The sequence below is a fragment of the Flavobacterium frigoritolerans genome, from assembly GCF_025847275.1.
GTDB lineage: Bacteria > Bacteroidota > Bacteroidia > Flavobacteriales > Flavobacteriaceae > Flavobacterium > Flavobacterium frigoritolerans.
Genome location: NZ_JAOZEV010000016.1, coordinates 43,610 through 58,413, shown reverse-complemented (window position 1 = coordinate 58,413; position 14,804 = coordinate 43,610). Strand labels below are relative to the sequence as shown.

The window sequence follows — 14,804 nt, the reverse complement described above, 5'->3', positions numbered from 1 at the left end:
CTACCAATGAACTGAAAACGCACTGCAGTGCGCTTCTACAAACCCATTTCATATCTCACAACATACATCTAACATTTCACAATCAAAGTCAAAACTTGAAACCTGAAACTTTAAACTTTTTCCAATGACTAACGAAGAAAAAATATCCAGAACTCCTTTTCCAAACTCCAATAAAATATACATAAACGGAGAAATACATCCAATAAAAGTAGCTATGCGCGAGGTAACACTCAGCGCCACCAGACTTTCTAATGGCGGTATCGAAAAAAATCCTTCTGTAACTATTTACGACACATCGGGGCCTTACACCGATCCAAATATTGAAATTGACATCCGTAAAGGATTACCTCGCTTAAGAGAAGAATGGATTTTGGGTCGAAATGATGTAGAAATTTTAGACGAAATTAGTTCCGATTACGGACAAATGAGATTAAACGATGAGAACTTAAATCACTTACGTTTCGAATATTTACATCAACCAAAACGCGCTAAAAAAGGCACAAACGTAACACAGCTTTATTACGCTAAACAGGGAATAATTACTCCCGAAATGGAATATATTGCCATTCGCGAAAACCAACGTATTGAGTTACTAAATGAACAAACCAAAGCCATGCAATGCCAACACGCTGGACATAGTTTTGGTGCCAATACTCCAAAAAGCAAAATAACTCCTGAATTTGTACGAAGCGAAGTAGCCATTGGTCGTGCCATTATTCCAAACAATATAAACCATCCCGAAAGCGAACCTATGATTGTAGGACGTAATTTCTTGGTGAAAATAAATGCTAATATTGGCAACAGTGCCGTAACATCGACCATTGAAGAAGAAGTTGAAAAAGCTGTTTGGGCTTGTCGCTGGGGAGCCGATACTATAATGGACTTATCGACAGGAAAAAACATTCACGAAACTAGAGAATGGATTATTCGTAATTCGCCTGTACCTATTGGAACAGTTCCCATTTATCAAGCTTTAGAGAAAGTAAAAGGAATCGCCGAAGATTTAACTTGGGAAGTTTTCCGTGATACACTTATTGAACAAGCCGAGCAGGGAGTTTCTTATTTTACTATTCACGCAGGTGTTTTATTACGTTACATTCATCTTACCGCCGAACGTGTTACAGGAATTGTATCTCGAGGTGGATCTATAATGGCAAAGTGGTGTTTATTTCATCATAAAGAAAACTTCTTATATACCCATTTCGAAGAAATTTGCGAAATCATGAAACAGTATGATGTAGCATTTTCTTTAGGAGATGGCCTTCGTCCAGGTTCTATAGCCGATGCCAATGATGCAGCACAATTTGCCGAATTAGAAACGTTGGGCGAATTAGCTAAAATTGCTTGGAAACATGATGTTCAGGTATTTATAGAAGGTCCAGGTCACGTACCAATGCACATGATTAAAGAAAACATGGATAAACAATTAGAACATTGTAACGAAGCTCCTTTTTACACTCTAGGACCATTAACTACAGATATCGCACCAGGTTACGACCACATTACTTCGGCCATTGGAGCTGCAATGATTGGTTGGTATGGTTGCGCAATGTTATGCTATGTTACACCGAAAGAACATCTTGGTTTACCAAACAAAAAAGATGTAAAAGATGGTGTTATCACTTATAAAATCTCAGCGCATGCTGCCGATTTAGCCAAAGGCCATCCGGGAGCACAATATCGTGACAATGCATTAAGCAAAGCCCGTTTTGAATTCCGCTGGGAAGATCAATTTAATTTATCATTAGATCCAGACACCGCAAGAGAATTTCACGATGAAACCCTTCCTGCCGAGGGTGCAAAAATTGCTCATTTCTGCTCTATGTGTGGACCAAAATTCTGTTCTATGAAAATATCTCAGGAAATACGCGACGTGGCTGCAGCCGAAAAAGGAATGCAAGAGAAATCAGAAGAGTTTATTGAGCAAGGAAAAGAGATTTATATTTAATTTCAGAAGAAAAAAGCAAAAGAAAAAAATAAGAAATAGAGCATCGAAGAAAGATTATGATAGTACTATCAAATCCGACAATAATAGCAAATGAAATCAATGTAATCCATTCTCTTTTTGAGGAAGGATTACAATTGTTTCATGTACGGAAACCTGATTATTCAATTAAAGAAATGATTTCGTTTATAGCCCAAATAAATCCTGAATTCCGACAACAATTAGTATTACATAGTCATCATGAATTGATAGAAAATTTCAAAATCAACCGAATTCATTTTACCGAAGAAAAAAGAAAAAAATACAATTTAGAAAAATATAAAAACAGAGATATTCACTTATCAACGTCAACACATTCAATTACCGATTTTAATGCATTAGCTCCTGAATTTGAATATGCTTTTTTGAGTCCAGTTTATCCAAGTATTTCTAAAGAAAACTATTTCCCAGAAACAGATTTATTAGAAGCGATAAAGAACAGAACTAATACAGCTACCAAACTAATTGCTTTGGGAGGAATTAATGCTGAAAATATAGAAAAAACGCTGACAGCTGGCTTTGACAATATTGCTTTGCTAGGAACTATTTGGAATACCGAAAACACAATTAAAAATTTTAAATCATGTCAAGAAATCGTCCTTTCGTACTTACAATAGCTGGTTTTGATCCTTCTGGTGGGGCTGGTGTTTTGGCAGATTGCAAAACTTTTGAGCAACATCAAGTGTATGGACTTGCCATAAATACCGGAAACACTATTCAGACAGAAAAAGATTTTTTTGAGATAGAATGGACATCACTTGATTTTGTATTACAATCTATAAAAACACTATTCGGAAATTATGATATAAAGGTGGTGAAAATCGGTATTGTTCCTTCTCTACTTTATTTAAAGGAAATTATTTTTAATATAAAAGAACTTTCTTCTAAAACTCAAATAGTCTGGGATACGGTTTTAAAATCTAGCACCGAATTTGATTTTATTACAGTCGAAAACAAATCCGATTTAAGCGAGATACTATCTAAAATTGATTTGATTACACCAAATTATAATGAAATAAAAAAACTATTTCCTGACTTCGATTTTAACCAAAGCCTATTAAACAAACAAATCCAAACGGCTATTTTATTAAAAGGCGGACATAATACCAAAGCCATCGGAACTGATCATTTATATAGCCAAAATGAAATTTTCATGCTTCCGCCAAATACTACCAAATGTTATGCAAAACATGGCTCGGGTTGCGTATTATCATCAGCTATTACTGCTAATTTGGCTTTGGGTCAAGATTTAAAATCAGCCTGTATAAATGCCAAAAATTATATCGAAAAATACTTGAATTCATCTTCAACCTTAATCGGATATCATTATGTACAATAAACTACAATACATCTCTCAAGGAAACTCAATCGAGGCACAATTGTACAATATTCATCAAGCATTAGATAATGGTTGTGATTGGGTACAAATGCGTTTTAAAAACCAAACATCGAAGAATTCTTTCGCTTTAGCAGAAGCTGTAAAGTTTTTATGCGAAGAATATCTCGCTAATTTTATCATCAATGATAATGTATATCTAGCACAGCAAATTGCTGCCGATGGAGTTCATTTGGGGCTTTCAGACACAAAAATAGATGACGCTCGAGCTATATTAGGAAATACTAAAATCATTGGAGCAACTGCTAATACATTCGAAGATATTACAACTCATATAAAAAATGGTTGCGATTATATTGGTCTTGGCCCGTTTCAGTTTACAACAACCAAAGAGAAATTAAGTCCGATTTTAGGTTTAGAAGGATATCATGAGATTATGCAAAAAATAAAAAACCACAATCTCGAAATTCCTATTTATGCTATTGGCGGAATCACATTAGAAAACGTTGACCAATTAATAGAAACTGGAATTCACGGTATTGCTGTTTCTGGAATAATTACCAAAAGTCCCGAAAAAGGAAAACTCATTACTCAACTTAACGAAAAATTATATGCAAACGTCATTATTTAAAATAGGCGATAAATTACTTGAATCCCGTTTGTTTTTGGGAACAGGGAAATTTGGCTCAAATCTGGAAATGGAAAAAGCCATTTTGGCTTCGAGAAGTGAATTGGTTACGGTTGCCTTAAAGCGTATTGATTTAGAAACTGAAACGGATGCTATTTTATCCCACTTAAAACATCCGAGGATTAATTTGTTACCAAATACATCGGGTGCCAGAAATGCAAAAGAAGCCATATTTGCAGCGCAATTAGCACGTGAAGCATTAGAAACCAATTGGCTAAAACTCGAAATTCATCCTGATCCAAAATATTTAATGCCAGATGCTATCGAAACTTTAAAAGCCACTGAAGAATTAGCCAAACTAGGCTTTATTATCCTACCCTATATTCACGCTGATCCTGTTTTATGCAAACGCCTTGAAGATGTCGGAACAGCAGCCGTAATGCCTCTGGGCTCTCCTATTGGTAGTAATAAAGGATTAAAAACAATAGATTTCTTAGCCATTATAATAGAACAAAGCAATGTTCCTGTTATTATCGATGCCGGAATCGGAGCCCCATCAGACGCGGCAAAAGCAATGGAACTAGGTGCTGATGCCGTTTTGGTTAATACCGCAATCGCTGTAGCAGGAAATCCAGAATTAATGGCTGAGGCTTTTAGAGAAGCTGTAATTGCTGGTCGAAAGGCTTATGAGGCTAAACTAGGAAAACAATATCATCAAGCAGTAGCTTCGAGTCCATTGACTTCTTTTTTATATGATTAATCACCTTAACCGCAAAGGGCGCAAAGTTTTACGCAAAGTTAGCTAAGCTTTGTCTCTTAGTCGCAAGGCTGTGAAACTTTGTGGCCTTTGCGTAAAACTTTGCGCCCTTTGCGGTTAAAAAAACTCTTTGCTGTAAAAATCACTCCAAATGAACACATTCAAATCTGTTTTTAATCAATACGACTGGAATGCCATCCAATCCAAAATATACCAAACCTCCCCTCAGGATGTAGAACGTGCCTTGACTAAAAACAAACGTAATCTCGATGATTTCCTGGCTTTAATTTCGCCAGCAGCTTTGCCTTATTTAGAGCAAATGGCACAAGAATGCCATGAATTAACCAAGAAACGTTTTGGAAAAACAATCCAAATGTATGCACCGCTTTATCTAAGTAACGAATGCCAAAATATTTGTACGTATTGTGGCTTTAGCTTAGATAACAAGCTAAAACGAAAAACACTTTCTGACCCAGAGATTAAACTGGAAGTTGAAGCTCTAAAAAAAGTTGGATTTGACCATGTTTTATTAGTAACTGGCGAAGCTAATTATACCGTCAACATTAATTATTTCCTGAATGCGATTGCTCAAATAAGAGAACATTTTTCGATTATTTCTGTTGAAGTTCAGCCTCTTTCTACTGAAGAATACGAACGCTTACATGAAGCTGGCGTATATTCTGTTTTAGTATATCAGGAAACCTATCATCAGGAAGTGTATAAAAAGTACCATACTAAAGGCAAAAAATCAAATTTTGATTTTAGATTAGAAACTCCTGACAGAATTGGAACTGCGGGTATTCATAAAATCGGATTGGGTGTTTTGTTAGGCTTAGAAGATTGGCGCACTGATAGCTTTTTTAATGCTTTGCATATCGATTATCTTCAAAAAAAATATTGGCAAACTAAATATTCGGTTTCTTTTCCCCGATTGCGTCCCGCCGAAGGAATCATCGAACCTAATTTTATTATGGATGATAAAGACTTAACACAACTTATTTGTGCGTACCGATTATGGAATGAAGATTTAGAGATCTCGATATCCACCCGTGAAAATGAAAAATTTAGAAATAATATCATTCCAATTGGAACAACAAGCATGAGTGCAGGCTCGAAAACAAACCCTGGTGGATATGTCGTTGACCCACAATCATTGGAACAATTTGAGATTAGCGATGAACGCTCCGCCCAAGAAATAGCAAAGATTATTACTGATTGCGGCTACGAACCTGTTTGGAAAGATTGGGATCGAACATATAGTCAAATGTCTTAAAGTCGAAAGTCTTAAAGCCTTAAACTTTACCTCATAGTTTGCTTTTAACTTTTGACATTATGGCTTTCCGACTTTAAAACCAAAATTCAATGAGTATTATACAAGATTTTTTACGTTATAACCGCCAAATGATGTTGCCAGAAATTGGTGATATCGGTCAAGAAAAAATAAAACAAGCAAAAGTGTTGGTTATCGGTGCTGGAGGTTTAGGCTGTCCAATTTTGCAATATCTAGCAACCGCCGGAGTAGGTACAATTGGCATTGTAGATTTTGATATAATAGAAATTCACAACCTGCATCGCCAAATTTTATATACTAAAGATTCTGTTGGTCAAGCCAAAACTCCAACTGCCCAAACTGTAGTCGAAAAACTAAATCCACTAATTACCGTTATTCCTTTTGATGAAAAATTAACTCCCAAAAATGCATCTAAAATTATCCAGAATTTTGATTTTGTTGTAGATGGTTCTGATAATTTTAAAACCAGATATTTAGTTAATGATACTTGCGTGAATTTAAACAAAACATTGGTTTACGGAAGTATTCTGAATTTTGAAGGACAAGTAGCAGTATTTAACCGTAATGGCAGTAAAAATTTACGTGATTTATTCCCTGAAATGCCCGATCCAAAAGATGTACCTAATTGTAACCTCAATGGCGTTCTAGGAACATTACCCGGAATAATTGGTACTATGATGGCGCACGAAACATTAAAGCTAATTCTGGATTTACCTGCATTAAATAATGAATTAGTACTTTTTGATACGATAAACTGGAATTTCACCAAACTGAATTTCTAGAAAACTATAGTATTACCAACGCTAATAACTCCTGAATTTAAACTAACAATATTGGTTCCGAATAAAACGGAATTATTAACAACCCTATATTTACTTAAGGTTTTTAGAGGTTCTTTTTTTAATTTACCATTTTCAGGATCATTATTAACCATAATGCACCTTCCACATGGTTTTACGTTTTTAAATTGTACTTCTCCAATTTTAAAAGTCGTAAAATCATCTTCTTCATGAGGAGTCTGAGTGCTTATTACAATATTTGGGCGAAATCTTAAAATGGTGATTTTATCTGCTAATTTTTCATTTAGAAAATCTAAACTTTCGCTTCCTATCATTAAGTACGGATAACCATCGGCAAGGCTAACATTGAAGGTTTCTTTTAGTTGGGAACTTTCATGTTTACGATCTCCCGATTTTATGATTTTAACCAGTTTACATTCAAAACCTAATTGTTCACTAAACCAATTTGAAGTCAACTTATTTACCTCAACAACTTCGCTTTTATCATCCCAGACATTTACTCCTATCGGATTATCTAAATGTTCTTCAATAGAAAATTCATGCTTATAATCCTGAAAAGTAATGTTGATTTTCCCATCTGAAATTTGTGGATAAAACTGACTTAAAATTCGATGTTCTCTTTGTGTTATAAATTTATTATCCCCATCAACTAACATCCATCTTCGATCATGTTCGAATCCCATTTCTTCTGCAAAAGCATTTTGGTAACTAATTCCTGCTAAACTTTTTATCGGATAAATATAAATTTCTTTTACAACATAAATTGCGCTCATTACTTCTTCTTTTCTAAAATAGACATAAATTCTTCACGATCGATTTCTCGGCACCCTAAACTTTCCAAATGTGGATTATAAACCTGACAATCTAATAGTTTATAATTCTCTTTTTTTAATTGAGTTACTAAAGCTATAAAAGCAACTTTAGATGCATTAGACACCTTAGAAAACATACTTTCTCCACAAAAAACATGTCCCAAATCTACACCATATAAACCGCCTACCAATTCATCATTTTCCCATACCTCAACCGATTTTACAAAACCCTTCTCATGAAGTTTACAATAGGATTCTATCATGTTATTAGAAATCCAGGTTCCGTTTTGACCATCTCGTTTTATCTTCTGGCAATTCGAAATTACATCTCTAAAATTCTGATTGAAAGTAACTTTGAAACTATTTCGATTAAGAATATTGCGCATACTTTTGGATACAATTAATTCATCCAAAAACAAAACCATTCTAGGATTAGGCGACCACCAAATTATAGGTTCTCCTTCATTAAACCAAGGAAAAATTCCGCTACGGTAAGCTAATTGTAGGCGCTCAGTAGATAAATCACCTCCAATTGCCAAAACCCCATCATAATTAGCTTCTGAAACTGGTGGAAAAAATAAAACTTCAGATAAATGATACATCTTTAAGTAAAATATAAAACCCGACAAATTTAAAAAATTGCCGGGTTTGTTTATTATAAAATCAAAACCTATTGATTAAAATGGTAAATCATCTGGTTCGTCTTCGTTTAAGTTTGTTGCTGGAGCAAAAGCTTCTGCAGCTGGCATTGGAGGTGTTTGAGCTGGAGTAGCATCTAATCTTTCAATTCTCCATCCTTGAATACTATTAAAATATCTCGTTTCTCCTTGTGGATTAACCCATTCTCTTCCTCTTAAGTTAATTGAAACTTTTACTGGATCTCCTGTTTTATAACTACTCAACAAATCGCATTTATCTTGAGTAAATTCGATCATGATATGTTGAGGATATTGCTCTTCTGTAGTAACTACAAGTTCTCTTTTCTTGAATGATGCACTAACTTGTTGTTCTGGATTAACAACTTTTACTTTTCCTGTAACTTCCATCTCCGTTTTTATTTAATTGTTATTTATTTTTTTATTTTTTTAGCTAAAAGCACTTTCCAGGCCGATATTACATCGTTTTCATTAAGATACTTTTTAGCTTCTTGGTGTACTTTTACCTCATCATCTGAGCTCAATACTCCTTTTACAGAAAAGTTTTCTTTCACAAATATACTAACTTCTTCTGTTGTAGGCAAGGCTTCAATATTGCCTAATTTACCTAAATCGTTCCCATCAAAAACAGAACTTGCTTTTACAAAATCTGGTACGGCATCTACTCCTATTCCTAAAGTTGTAAGTGGTTTTTCAACTTCAAAAAGCCCTTGATTTGATCTTGAATACCAATTACTGCCTAAACGAGAAACCAAGTCTATTTTATATTGATCTATTGCTCCATTTTCATCTAAAATTGCTTCATGAATATGTATTTTAACTACTTCACAAAGAATAAGATTTCCTGCCCCACCTTCAGTACCCAAAGGGATAATCTGAGTTACTTTGCATTCAAACTGTACAGGTGATTCTTTTACTCTGTATGGCTTTACAATATCTGACGGAATTTGTGTTAATCCCGACTTTATAAATTCATTTACTCCATCAGCATATTCTGTACTTGCCAACGATGTTTGTTGCACGATATCATAATTAACTACATTAATAACGACTTCCCGTGTTGCTTCTGCATTTATTAAAGTATGTTTTATAGAATTATCACGTACTCTTCGAGATGGTGAAAAAACCAAAATTGGCGGATTGGCACTAAAAACATTGAAGAAACTAAATGGTGATAAATTCGGATTTCCGTCTTTATCTATAGTACTCGCAAAAGCAATAGGCCTTGGTCCAACCGCACTTTGTAAATAACCTTGCAATTTTGCAGTCGGAATTTCCTTTGGATCAATACTAATCATACTTTTATTTTTCTAATCATTTTTAGAAGACAACAAAAGTACATAAATCGTTTAAGTTTCGAAAGAGGTCTATTGATTTTAAAAATAAAAATCTTTGTATGCATACAAAATATATACTGTGTTTATTTCGTTATATTTATACCTCAAAATTTAATTTATGTTTTTTTCAGAAAGAAGAAATACAACCCGATGGATCATTATTTGCGCTTCCTTTTTGATTATTTCCTTAATTCTTTGGAATACTTACACCTTTTTTCAAATTTTTAAAAACGAAGAGCGGCTAAAAATGAATCTTTGGGCAAATGCTCAAAAAACATTGATTAACGCTGATGAAAATAGCGATGTTGAATTACCTCTTCAAATATTCAGTAACAACACTTCAATTCCTATTATTTTAACCGAAAAAGATAGCATCATAAGTGCTATAAATATTGATGAAACTATTATAAAAGATAAACATAGAGCTACCTCCTTTTTAAAAAAATTAAAACGGGAAAATGAAGCAATTGTAATCGAATATGCCCCAGGAAAGCATCAGGAACTTTATTATGGTAATTCCGAACTATTGAATAAACTCAAATATTATCCCATTGCTCTATTGTTGATTATTTTCTTGTTTGGAGGCTTGGTATACAATTTTTACAGAAGCACAAAAATGGCTACTCAAAATAAACTCTGGGCAGGAATGGCTAAAGAAACGGCACATCAAATAGGAACTCCTCTATCGTCATTAATCGGCTGGGTTGAATTCTTAAAAACCGAAAACATTGATGAATCTATTACTTCTGAGATTGAGAAAGACATCGAACGCCTACAAACTATCACAGATCGTTTTTCGAAAATAGGCTCTACTCCTGTACTTGAAAACAAAGATATTGTTCAGGAAACATTAAATACTTATGATTATTTACAATCCCGTTTTTCTAAACAGGTAAATTTCTCTTGTCAGATGCCCAAAACTCCAATTATGGTTATGATTAATCCAATCCTTCATAGTTGGACTATCGAAAATTTGGTAAAGAATGCCATTGATGCAATGAAAGGAAAAGGGAATTTGACATTGAAAATTGAACAAGATGGAAACTTAGTAAAAATAAATGTTTCTGATACAGGAATCGGAATTCCTAAGAACCAATTTAAAACCATATTTGAACCCGGATTTACGACCAAAAAAAGAGGTTGGGGTCTTGGACTTTCTTTAACAAAAAGGATTGTTGAAGAATATCATAGTGGAAAAATAAAAGTCTTGCAATCAGAAGTTGGTAAAGGAACTATCATTCAACTGAATTACAAAGTAAATTCTCCTTCATAAAAATAAAAAACCACAAACTCTTTTATTGAATTTGTGGTTTTATTTTATTTAAAACTTGCTAATTAAGACTATAAATTTGCCTGAATACTTTTGGCTAAATCTTCAAATTCTTCTTTAGTAAGTGATACTTTATTATGGAAACGCATTTCATCCATTTCGTTAAGCGGAATTAAATGCACATGTGCATGAGGAACTTCAAGTCCCACTACTGCCATTCCTACTCTTTTACATGGAACTGTCTTTTCTAAAGCAATAGCAACTTTCTTAGAAAACTGCATTAACCCAAGATATAGTTCATCATCCATATCAAAAATCTTATCGATTTCCTGCTTCGGAATACAAAGTGTATGTCCTTTGGCATTTGGATTTACATCTAAAAATGCTAAGAAATTAGCATCTTCAGTAATTTTATAACTTGGAATTTCTCCGTTTACTATTTTGGTAAATATTGACATTGTTTCGTTCTTTTATTTGGTTAATCGTTTAACCGATTTAATGATTAAACAGTTAAGCTAAAAAATTTAGTCTCTTGTGATTTCTAGTATTTCAAATTTCAAAACACCATTAGGGACAGTGATTTCGGCAATTTCTCCAACTGACTTACCAAGTAAACCTTTTCCTATTGGAGAAGTTACTGATATTTTTCCTGTTTTTAAATCTGCTTCACTTTCAGCAACAAGAGTATAGGTCATTTCCATACCATTGCTTTGATTTTTAATTTTCACATTAGAAAGCACTAATGCTTTAGAAACATCTAATTGCGACTCATCGATTAATCTAGCGCTCGAATACACTTCTTCCAATTTAGAAATTCGCATTTCAAGCAAGCCTTGAGCTTCTTTAGCTGCGTCATATTCTGCGTTTTCAGATAAATCACCTTTATCTCTTGCTTCGGCTATATCTTGAGATGCCTTCGGACGCATTACACTTTTTAAGTGCTCCAATTCATCTTTTAACTTTTTTAATCCTTCTGCTGTATAATAAGATACTTTACTCATAACTTCATGGTTTATATAAATAGAAAAAATCCCATCGGGACGGGATTTCTTATTACAAAGATACTATTATTTTTAATAGTACATAATTATATGTTAATCATATAGATTTCAAATCTAATTAAATTATTTTTGTTACACTAATTCTTTTTACAATCAATGAAAAAAATCTGGCTTTTACCCCTGTTTATTATCTTACTCATATCCTGTAGTGATAGTCGCGAAAGAAGTAAGAATCCTAACATTCCAAATTATTCAGTAAATCTTACTGTAGATACAAACTTACCTTTGTATAGCGACCTAAAATTCATTAGTAATCCTGTATTCATTCCGAACTATGGTGCTAAAGGATTAATCATAATGAAAACAGGTGAAGGGACTTATAATGCTTTTGATGCCGCTTGTCCTAATCAGGCCATATCATCTTGTAAAGCCATGACTATTGATGGTATAATGGCTGTTTGCTCCTGTGACAAAAGCTCTTATAATCTATATACAGGATTAGGTGATCTTGAGTATCCTATGAAGCAATATCGTGTCGATGCAGCTGGAAATATATTACGCATCTATAACTAAAAATAAAAAAGCCTGAAAAATAAATTTTCAGGCTTTTTAAATATAAAACTAAGTTGGCTTAAAACTTAAGTGTTAATCCTGCTAAGAAATTAATTCCTGCTTGTGGATAATAAGATGGATAGATATCCCACATGGCTCCGTTTGAAACATATTTTTTATCCAGAATATTATTTACCAATCCTGTTATAGTTATTGATTTAAATATTGATTTAGGCTTAATTTCATAAGAAACGTTCAAATCGTTTGTAAAATAATCAACTAACTTAGCTGCTGGCAATTCTATATTATTCATGTATTGTTCTCCTACATACTTTTGCAATAGCGAAACATACAATCCTTCAATTGGTTTGTAAACAATGATGTTTCCTACTATTACTTCTGGAGAATAAGCTATACTTGTAGTTCCATAATTTTCACCTTCTATAGCTAAATCAATATTTTTATTGCTACTCAACGTAAAATTTGGTCTTATTATAAATTTCTCCGATAAGGTAATAGTAGCATCAACTTCTAATCCTAAGCGGTAACTTTTTTCGGTATTAGCGCGAATTGGAGCTCCAACATCATCTAACCTTCCTGTTAAAATTAACTGATCTTTATATCCCATATAATATACATTTGAAGTCAATTGCACTTTATCTGAATTATATCTCCAACCCAACTCGAAATCATTTAATTTCTCTGGTTTAACATTCCCTCCTTCATAATCCGTTCTGTTTGGCTCACGATTGGCTCTTGCATAAGAGAAATACAACGTGTTTTTTAAATTGATTTCATAATTTAAACCCGCTTTAGGATTAAAAAAATTAAAACTATCATCGACTAAACCTGTTTCGGCGCTATTGGCTTTATACTGCACATTTCGGTATTGCAGATCTCCGTAGAAACTCAATTTTTCAGTTAATTGATAATTTGCTTTAGCAAAAATATTTCCGTCTGTTTTAACCGAATGATCGTCGTAATAATGATCTCCAAGTTCTGTTTGAGCAGCATTTCTCGCCCAAATTACTTTACCAAAATGATCCCCTTCATATCTATTCCAACCTCCTCCTAAAATTACATCTAGTTTTTCATCTTTATACTTTAAAGAGAATGTTGTTCCGTAAAAATCATTATCCAACAATTTTTGACGAATTAAATCGGTACCCGGAACCAAAACTCCAAAACCATCATCTACTAGTTTAGTTGGTTGAATCCCTCCATAACCTTCAACTGGTTCATCATACTTATAATTTTCGTAGTATCCTTTTCCTTTAGTATAGTGAAGCGCAAAATTCGTACTCCATTTCTCGGATATAAATTCGCTCCAATGTAATTGATAATGATTTTGATTATAATTATCTGTTTCATTATCATAAAAACGAGTATTCCCTAATGCATCTTTATACTTTCCTGCAGAGTTATATGTTCTGTCGGTAATTAAAGTTTCTGCGTCGATACCATTCCAAGATTGATATGTCTTTTCGGTTCCTCCAAAAACCAATGCTTTGATTAAAGTCGTTTTACCTACATAAGTTCCTTGCAAGAAATATGATTTTAAATCGGTACTTGCTCTATCTATATATCCATCTGATTTTATTGTAGATAAACGTCCCGCTATTTCAAAATGGTCATTTAATAATCCTGTGCTAAACTTTACTGTATTTTTCAATGTATTGAATGAACCAAATGATGTAGCTATTTCACCCGTAGCCTTTGCAGCATAACTATCGGTCAATAAATTCAAACTTGCTCCAAAAGCACCTGACCCATTTGTTGAGGTACCAACACCTCTTTGTAATTGCAAACTCTCTACAGAAGAAGCAAAATCTGGCATATTCACCCAAAATGTTCCCTGACTTTCCGCATCATTATACGGAATTCCGTTTATAGTAACATTTACCCTCGTTGCATCGCTCCCTCGTACACGGATTCCGGAATAACCTATTCCGTTCCCTGCATCTGAAGTGGTAACGACCGATGGCATATAATTCATAAGTACAGGAATATCCTGGCCTAAATTTCTGAATTTAATATCTTTTTTATTTAAATTACTAAAACTAACTGGTGTTTTTGTAGTAACACGCACCGCCGAAACTAATACATTATCAAGCTGATTTACTTTGGTAGTATCTTGTACTTGAGAGGTAGAAGAAAGAGAATAGAAGAAAGAAAATAAAATTAAGAAAAAAGTCTTGAAGTTTTTTGCCTTTGTACCTTTGTACCTTGGCACCTTTGTACCTATAAAAGTACCTTTAATAAAAATAGTATTCATCCGTAAAAAGATTACGAATAAAAGGGGGAATTATTCTTTTGTTAAATTAATAAATGATTGTTTCATGACAAAATATAGCATGTACGCCAACAATTGTCATTTTTT

Annotated in this window: 16 protein-coding genes; 9 read left to right on the top strand and 7 right to left on the bottom strand. The window is 33.6% G+C overall.

Translation table 11 applies throughout. The features are described from left to right. Window positions 1-124: 124 nt before the first annotated feature. The 7 genes from thiC (at window position 125) to OIU80_RS17165 (ending at window position 6,778) form a co-directional block, all read left to right on the top strand. Window positions 125-1,948, top strand: coding sequence for a phosphomethylpyrimidine synthase ThiC (thiC, locus tag OIU80_RS17195; protein ID WP_264288218.1), 1,824 nt, complete (start codon window positions 125-127; stop codon window positions 1,946-1,948). 56 nt (window positions 1,949-2,004) lie between these two features. After that, complete coding sequence (locus OIU80_RS17190) at window positions 2,005-2,601, top strand: thiamine phosphate synthase (RefSeq protein ID WP_264288217.1); 597 nt, start codon at window positions 2,005-2,007, stop codon at window positions 2,599-2,601. Continuing rightward, window positions 2,568-3,323 carry a hydroxymethylpyrimidine/phosphomethylpyrimidine kinase gene (locus OIU80_RS17185; RefSeq protein ID WP_264288216.1) on the top strand — a complete coding sequence of 252 codons (756 nt, stop codon included), beginning with the start codon at window positions 2,568-2,570 and terminating at the stop codon, window positions 3,321-3,323. Before OIU80_RS17190 ends, OIU80_RS17185 begins: the two co-directional genes overlap by 34 nt. Next, the gene (locus tag OIU80_RS17180; protein ID WP_264288215.1) at window positions 3,313-3,951 is read left to right on the top strand and encodes a thiamine phosphate synthase; all 639 of its coding nucleotides are present in this window, start codon (window positions 3,313-3,315) and stop codon (window positions 3,949-3,951) included. The genes OIU80_RS17185 and OIU80_RS17180 overlap by 11 nt, the downstream gene beginning before the upstream one ends. After that, entirely contained in the window at window positions 3,932-4,708 is a 777-nt protein-coding gene (locus tag OIU80_RS17175; protein WP_264288214.1) for a thiazole synthase, read from the top strand. Before OIU80_RS17180 ends, OIU80_RS17175 begins: the two co-directional genes overlap by 20 nt. 148 nt (window positions 4,709-4,856) lie before the next feature. After that, entirely contained in the window at window positions 4,857-5,978 is a 1,122-nt protein-coding gene (gene thiH / locus OIU80_RS17170; RefSeq protein WP_264288213.1) for a 2-iminoacetate synthase ThiH, read from the top strand. An 89-nt stretch (window positions 5,979-6,067) separates the two neighbouring features. Beyond that, window positions 6,068-6,778 (top strand): HesA/MoeB/ThiF family protein, encoded by a 711-nt coding sequence (locus tag OIU80_RS17165; RefSeq protein WP_264288212.1) that lies wholly within the window; start codon window positions 6,068-6,070, stop codon window positions 6,776-6,778. Here the strand turns inward: OIU80_RS17165 and OIU80_RS17160 are convergent. The 4 genes from OIU80_RS17160 to OIU80_RS17145 all read right to left on the bottom strand — a co-directional run bounded on the left by OIU80_RS17160 (window position 6,775) and on the right by OIU80_RS17145 (window position 9,562). Further along, window positions 6,775-7,569, bottom strand: a complete 795-nt coding sequence (locus OIU80_RS17160; RefSeq protein WP_264288211.1) for an MOSC domain-containing protein — start codon at window positions 7,567-7,569, stop codon at window positions 6,775-6,777. The genes OIU80_RS17165 and OIU80_RS17160 overlap by 4 nt on opposite strands. After that, the gene (gene aat, locus OIU80_RS17155) at window positions 7,569-8,210 is read right to left on the bottom strand and encodes a leucyl/phenylalanyl-tRNA--protein transferase (RefSeq protein ID WP_264288210.1); all 642 of its coding nucleotides are present in this window, start codon (window positions 8,208-8,210) and stop codon (window positions 7,569-7,571) included. The genes OIU80_RS17160 and aat overlap by 1 nt, the downstream gene beginning before the upstream one ends. A 75-nt stretch (window positions 8,211-8,285) precedes the next feature. Beyond that, window positions 8,286-8,654 carry a DUF3127 domain-containing protein gene (locus OIU80_RS17150; protein ID WP_264288209.1) on the bottom strand — a complete coding sequence of 123 codons (369 nt, stop codon included), beginning with the start codon at window positions 8,652-8,654 and terminating at the stop codon, window positions 8,286-8,288. Between the two features lie 23 nt (window positions 8,655-8,677). After that, window positions 8,678-9,562 (bottom strand): flavin reductase family protein, encoded by an 885-nt coding sequence (locus OIU80_RS17145; RefSeq protein WP_264288208.1) that lies wholly within the window; start codon window positions 9,560-9,562, stop codon window positions 8,678-8,680. Window positions 9,563-9,719: 157 nt separating this feature from the next. Between OIU80_RS17145 and OIU80_RS17140 the strand changes: the two genes are divergently transcribed. Beyond that, complete coding sequence (locus OIU80_RS17140) at window positions 9,720-10,874, top strand: sensor histidine kinase (RefSeq protein WP_264288207.1); 1,155 nt, start codon at window positions 9,720-9,722, stop codon at window positions 10,872-10,874. 68 nt (window positions 10,875-10,942) lie between these two features. On the opposite strand, the gene OIU80_RS17135 is transcribed toward OIU80_RS17140, so the two are convergent. Beyond that, window positions 10,943-11,329, bottom strand: coding sequence for an HIT family protein (locus tag OIU80_RS17135; protein ID WP_264288206.1), 387 nt, complete (start codon window positions 11,327-11,329; stop codon window positions 10,943-10,945). A gap of 66 nt (window positions 11,330-11,395) precedes the next feature. Then, window positions 11,396-11,872, bottom strand: coding sequence for a transcription elongation factor GreA (gene greA, locus OIU80_RS17130; RefSeq protein WP_264288205.1), 477 nt, complete (start codon window positions 11,870-11,872; stop codon window positions 11,396-11,398). 156 nt (window positions 11,873-12,028) lie between these two features. On the opposite strand from greA, the gene OIU80_RS17125 reads away from it, so the two are divergent. Beyond that, window positions 12,029-12,445: a Rieske (2Fe-2S) protein gene (locus OIU80_RS17125; protein WP_264288204.1), complete on the top strand. Its 417-nt coding sequence runs from the start codon at window positions 12,029-12,031 to the stop codon at window positions 12,443-12,445. Between the two features lie 58 nt (window positions 12,446-12,503). Here OIU80_RS17125 and OIU80_RS17120 read toward each other — a convergent pair whose 3' ends face one another. Next, entirely contained in the window at window positions 12,504-14,699 is a 2,196-nt protein-coding gene (locus OIU80_RS17120; RefSeq protein WP_264288203.1) for a TonB-dependent receptor, read from the bottom strand. Window positions 14,700-14,804 lie beyond the last annotated feature (105 nt).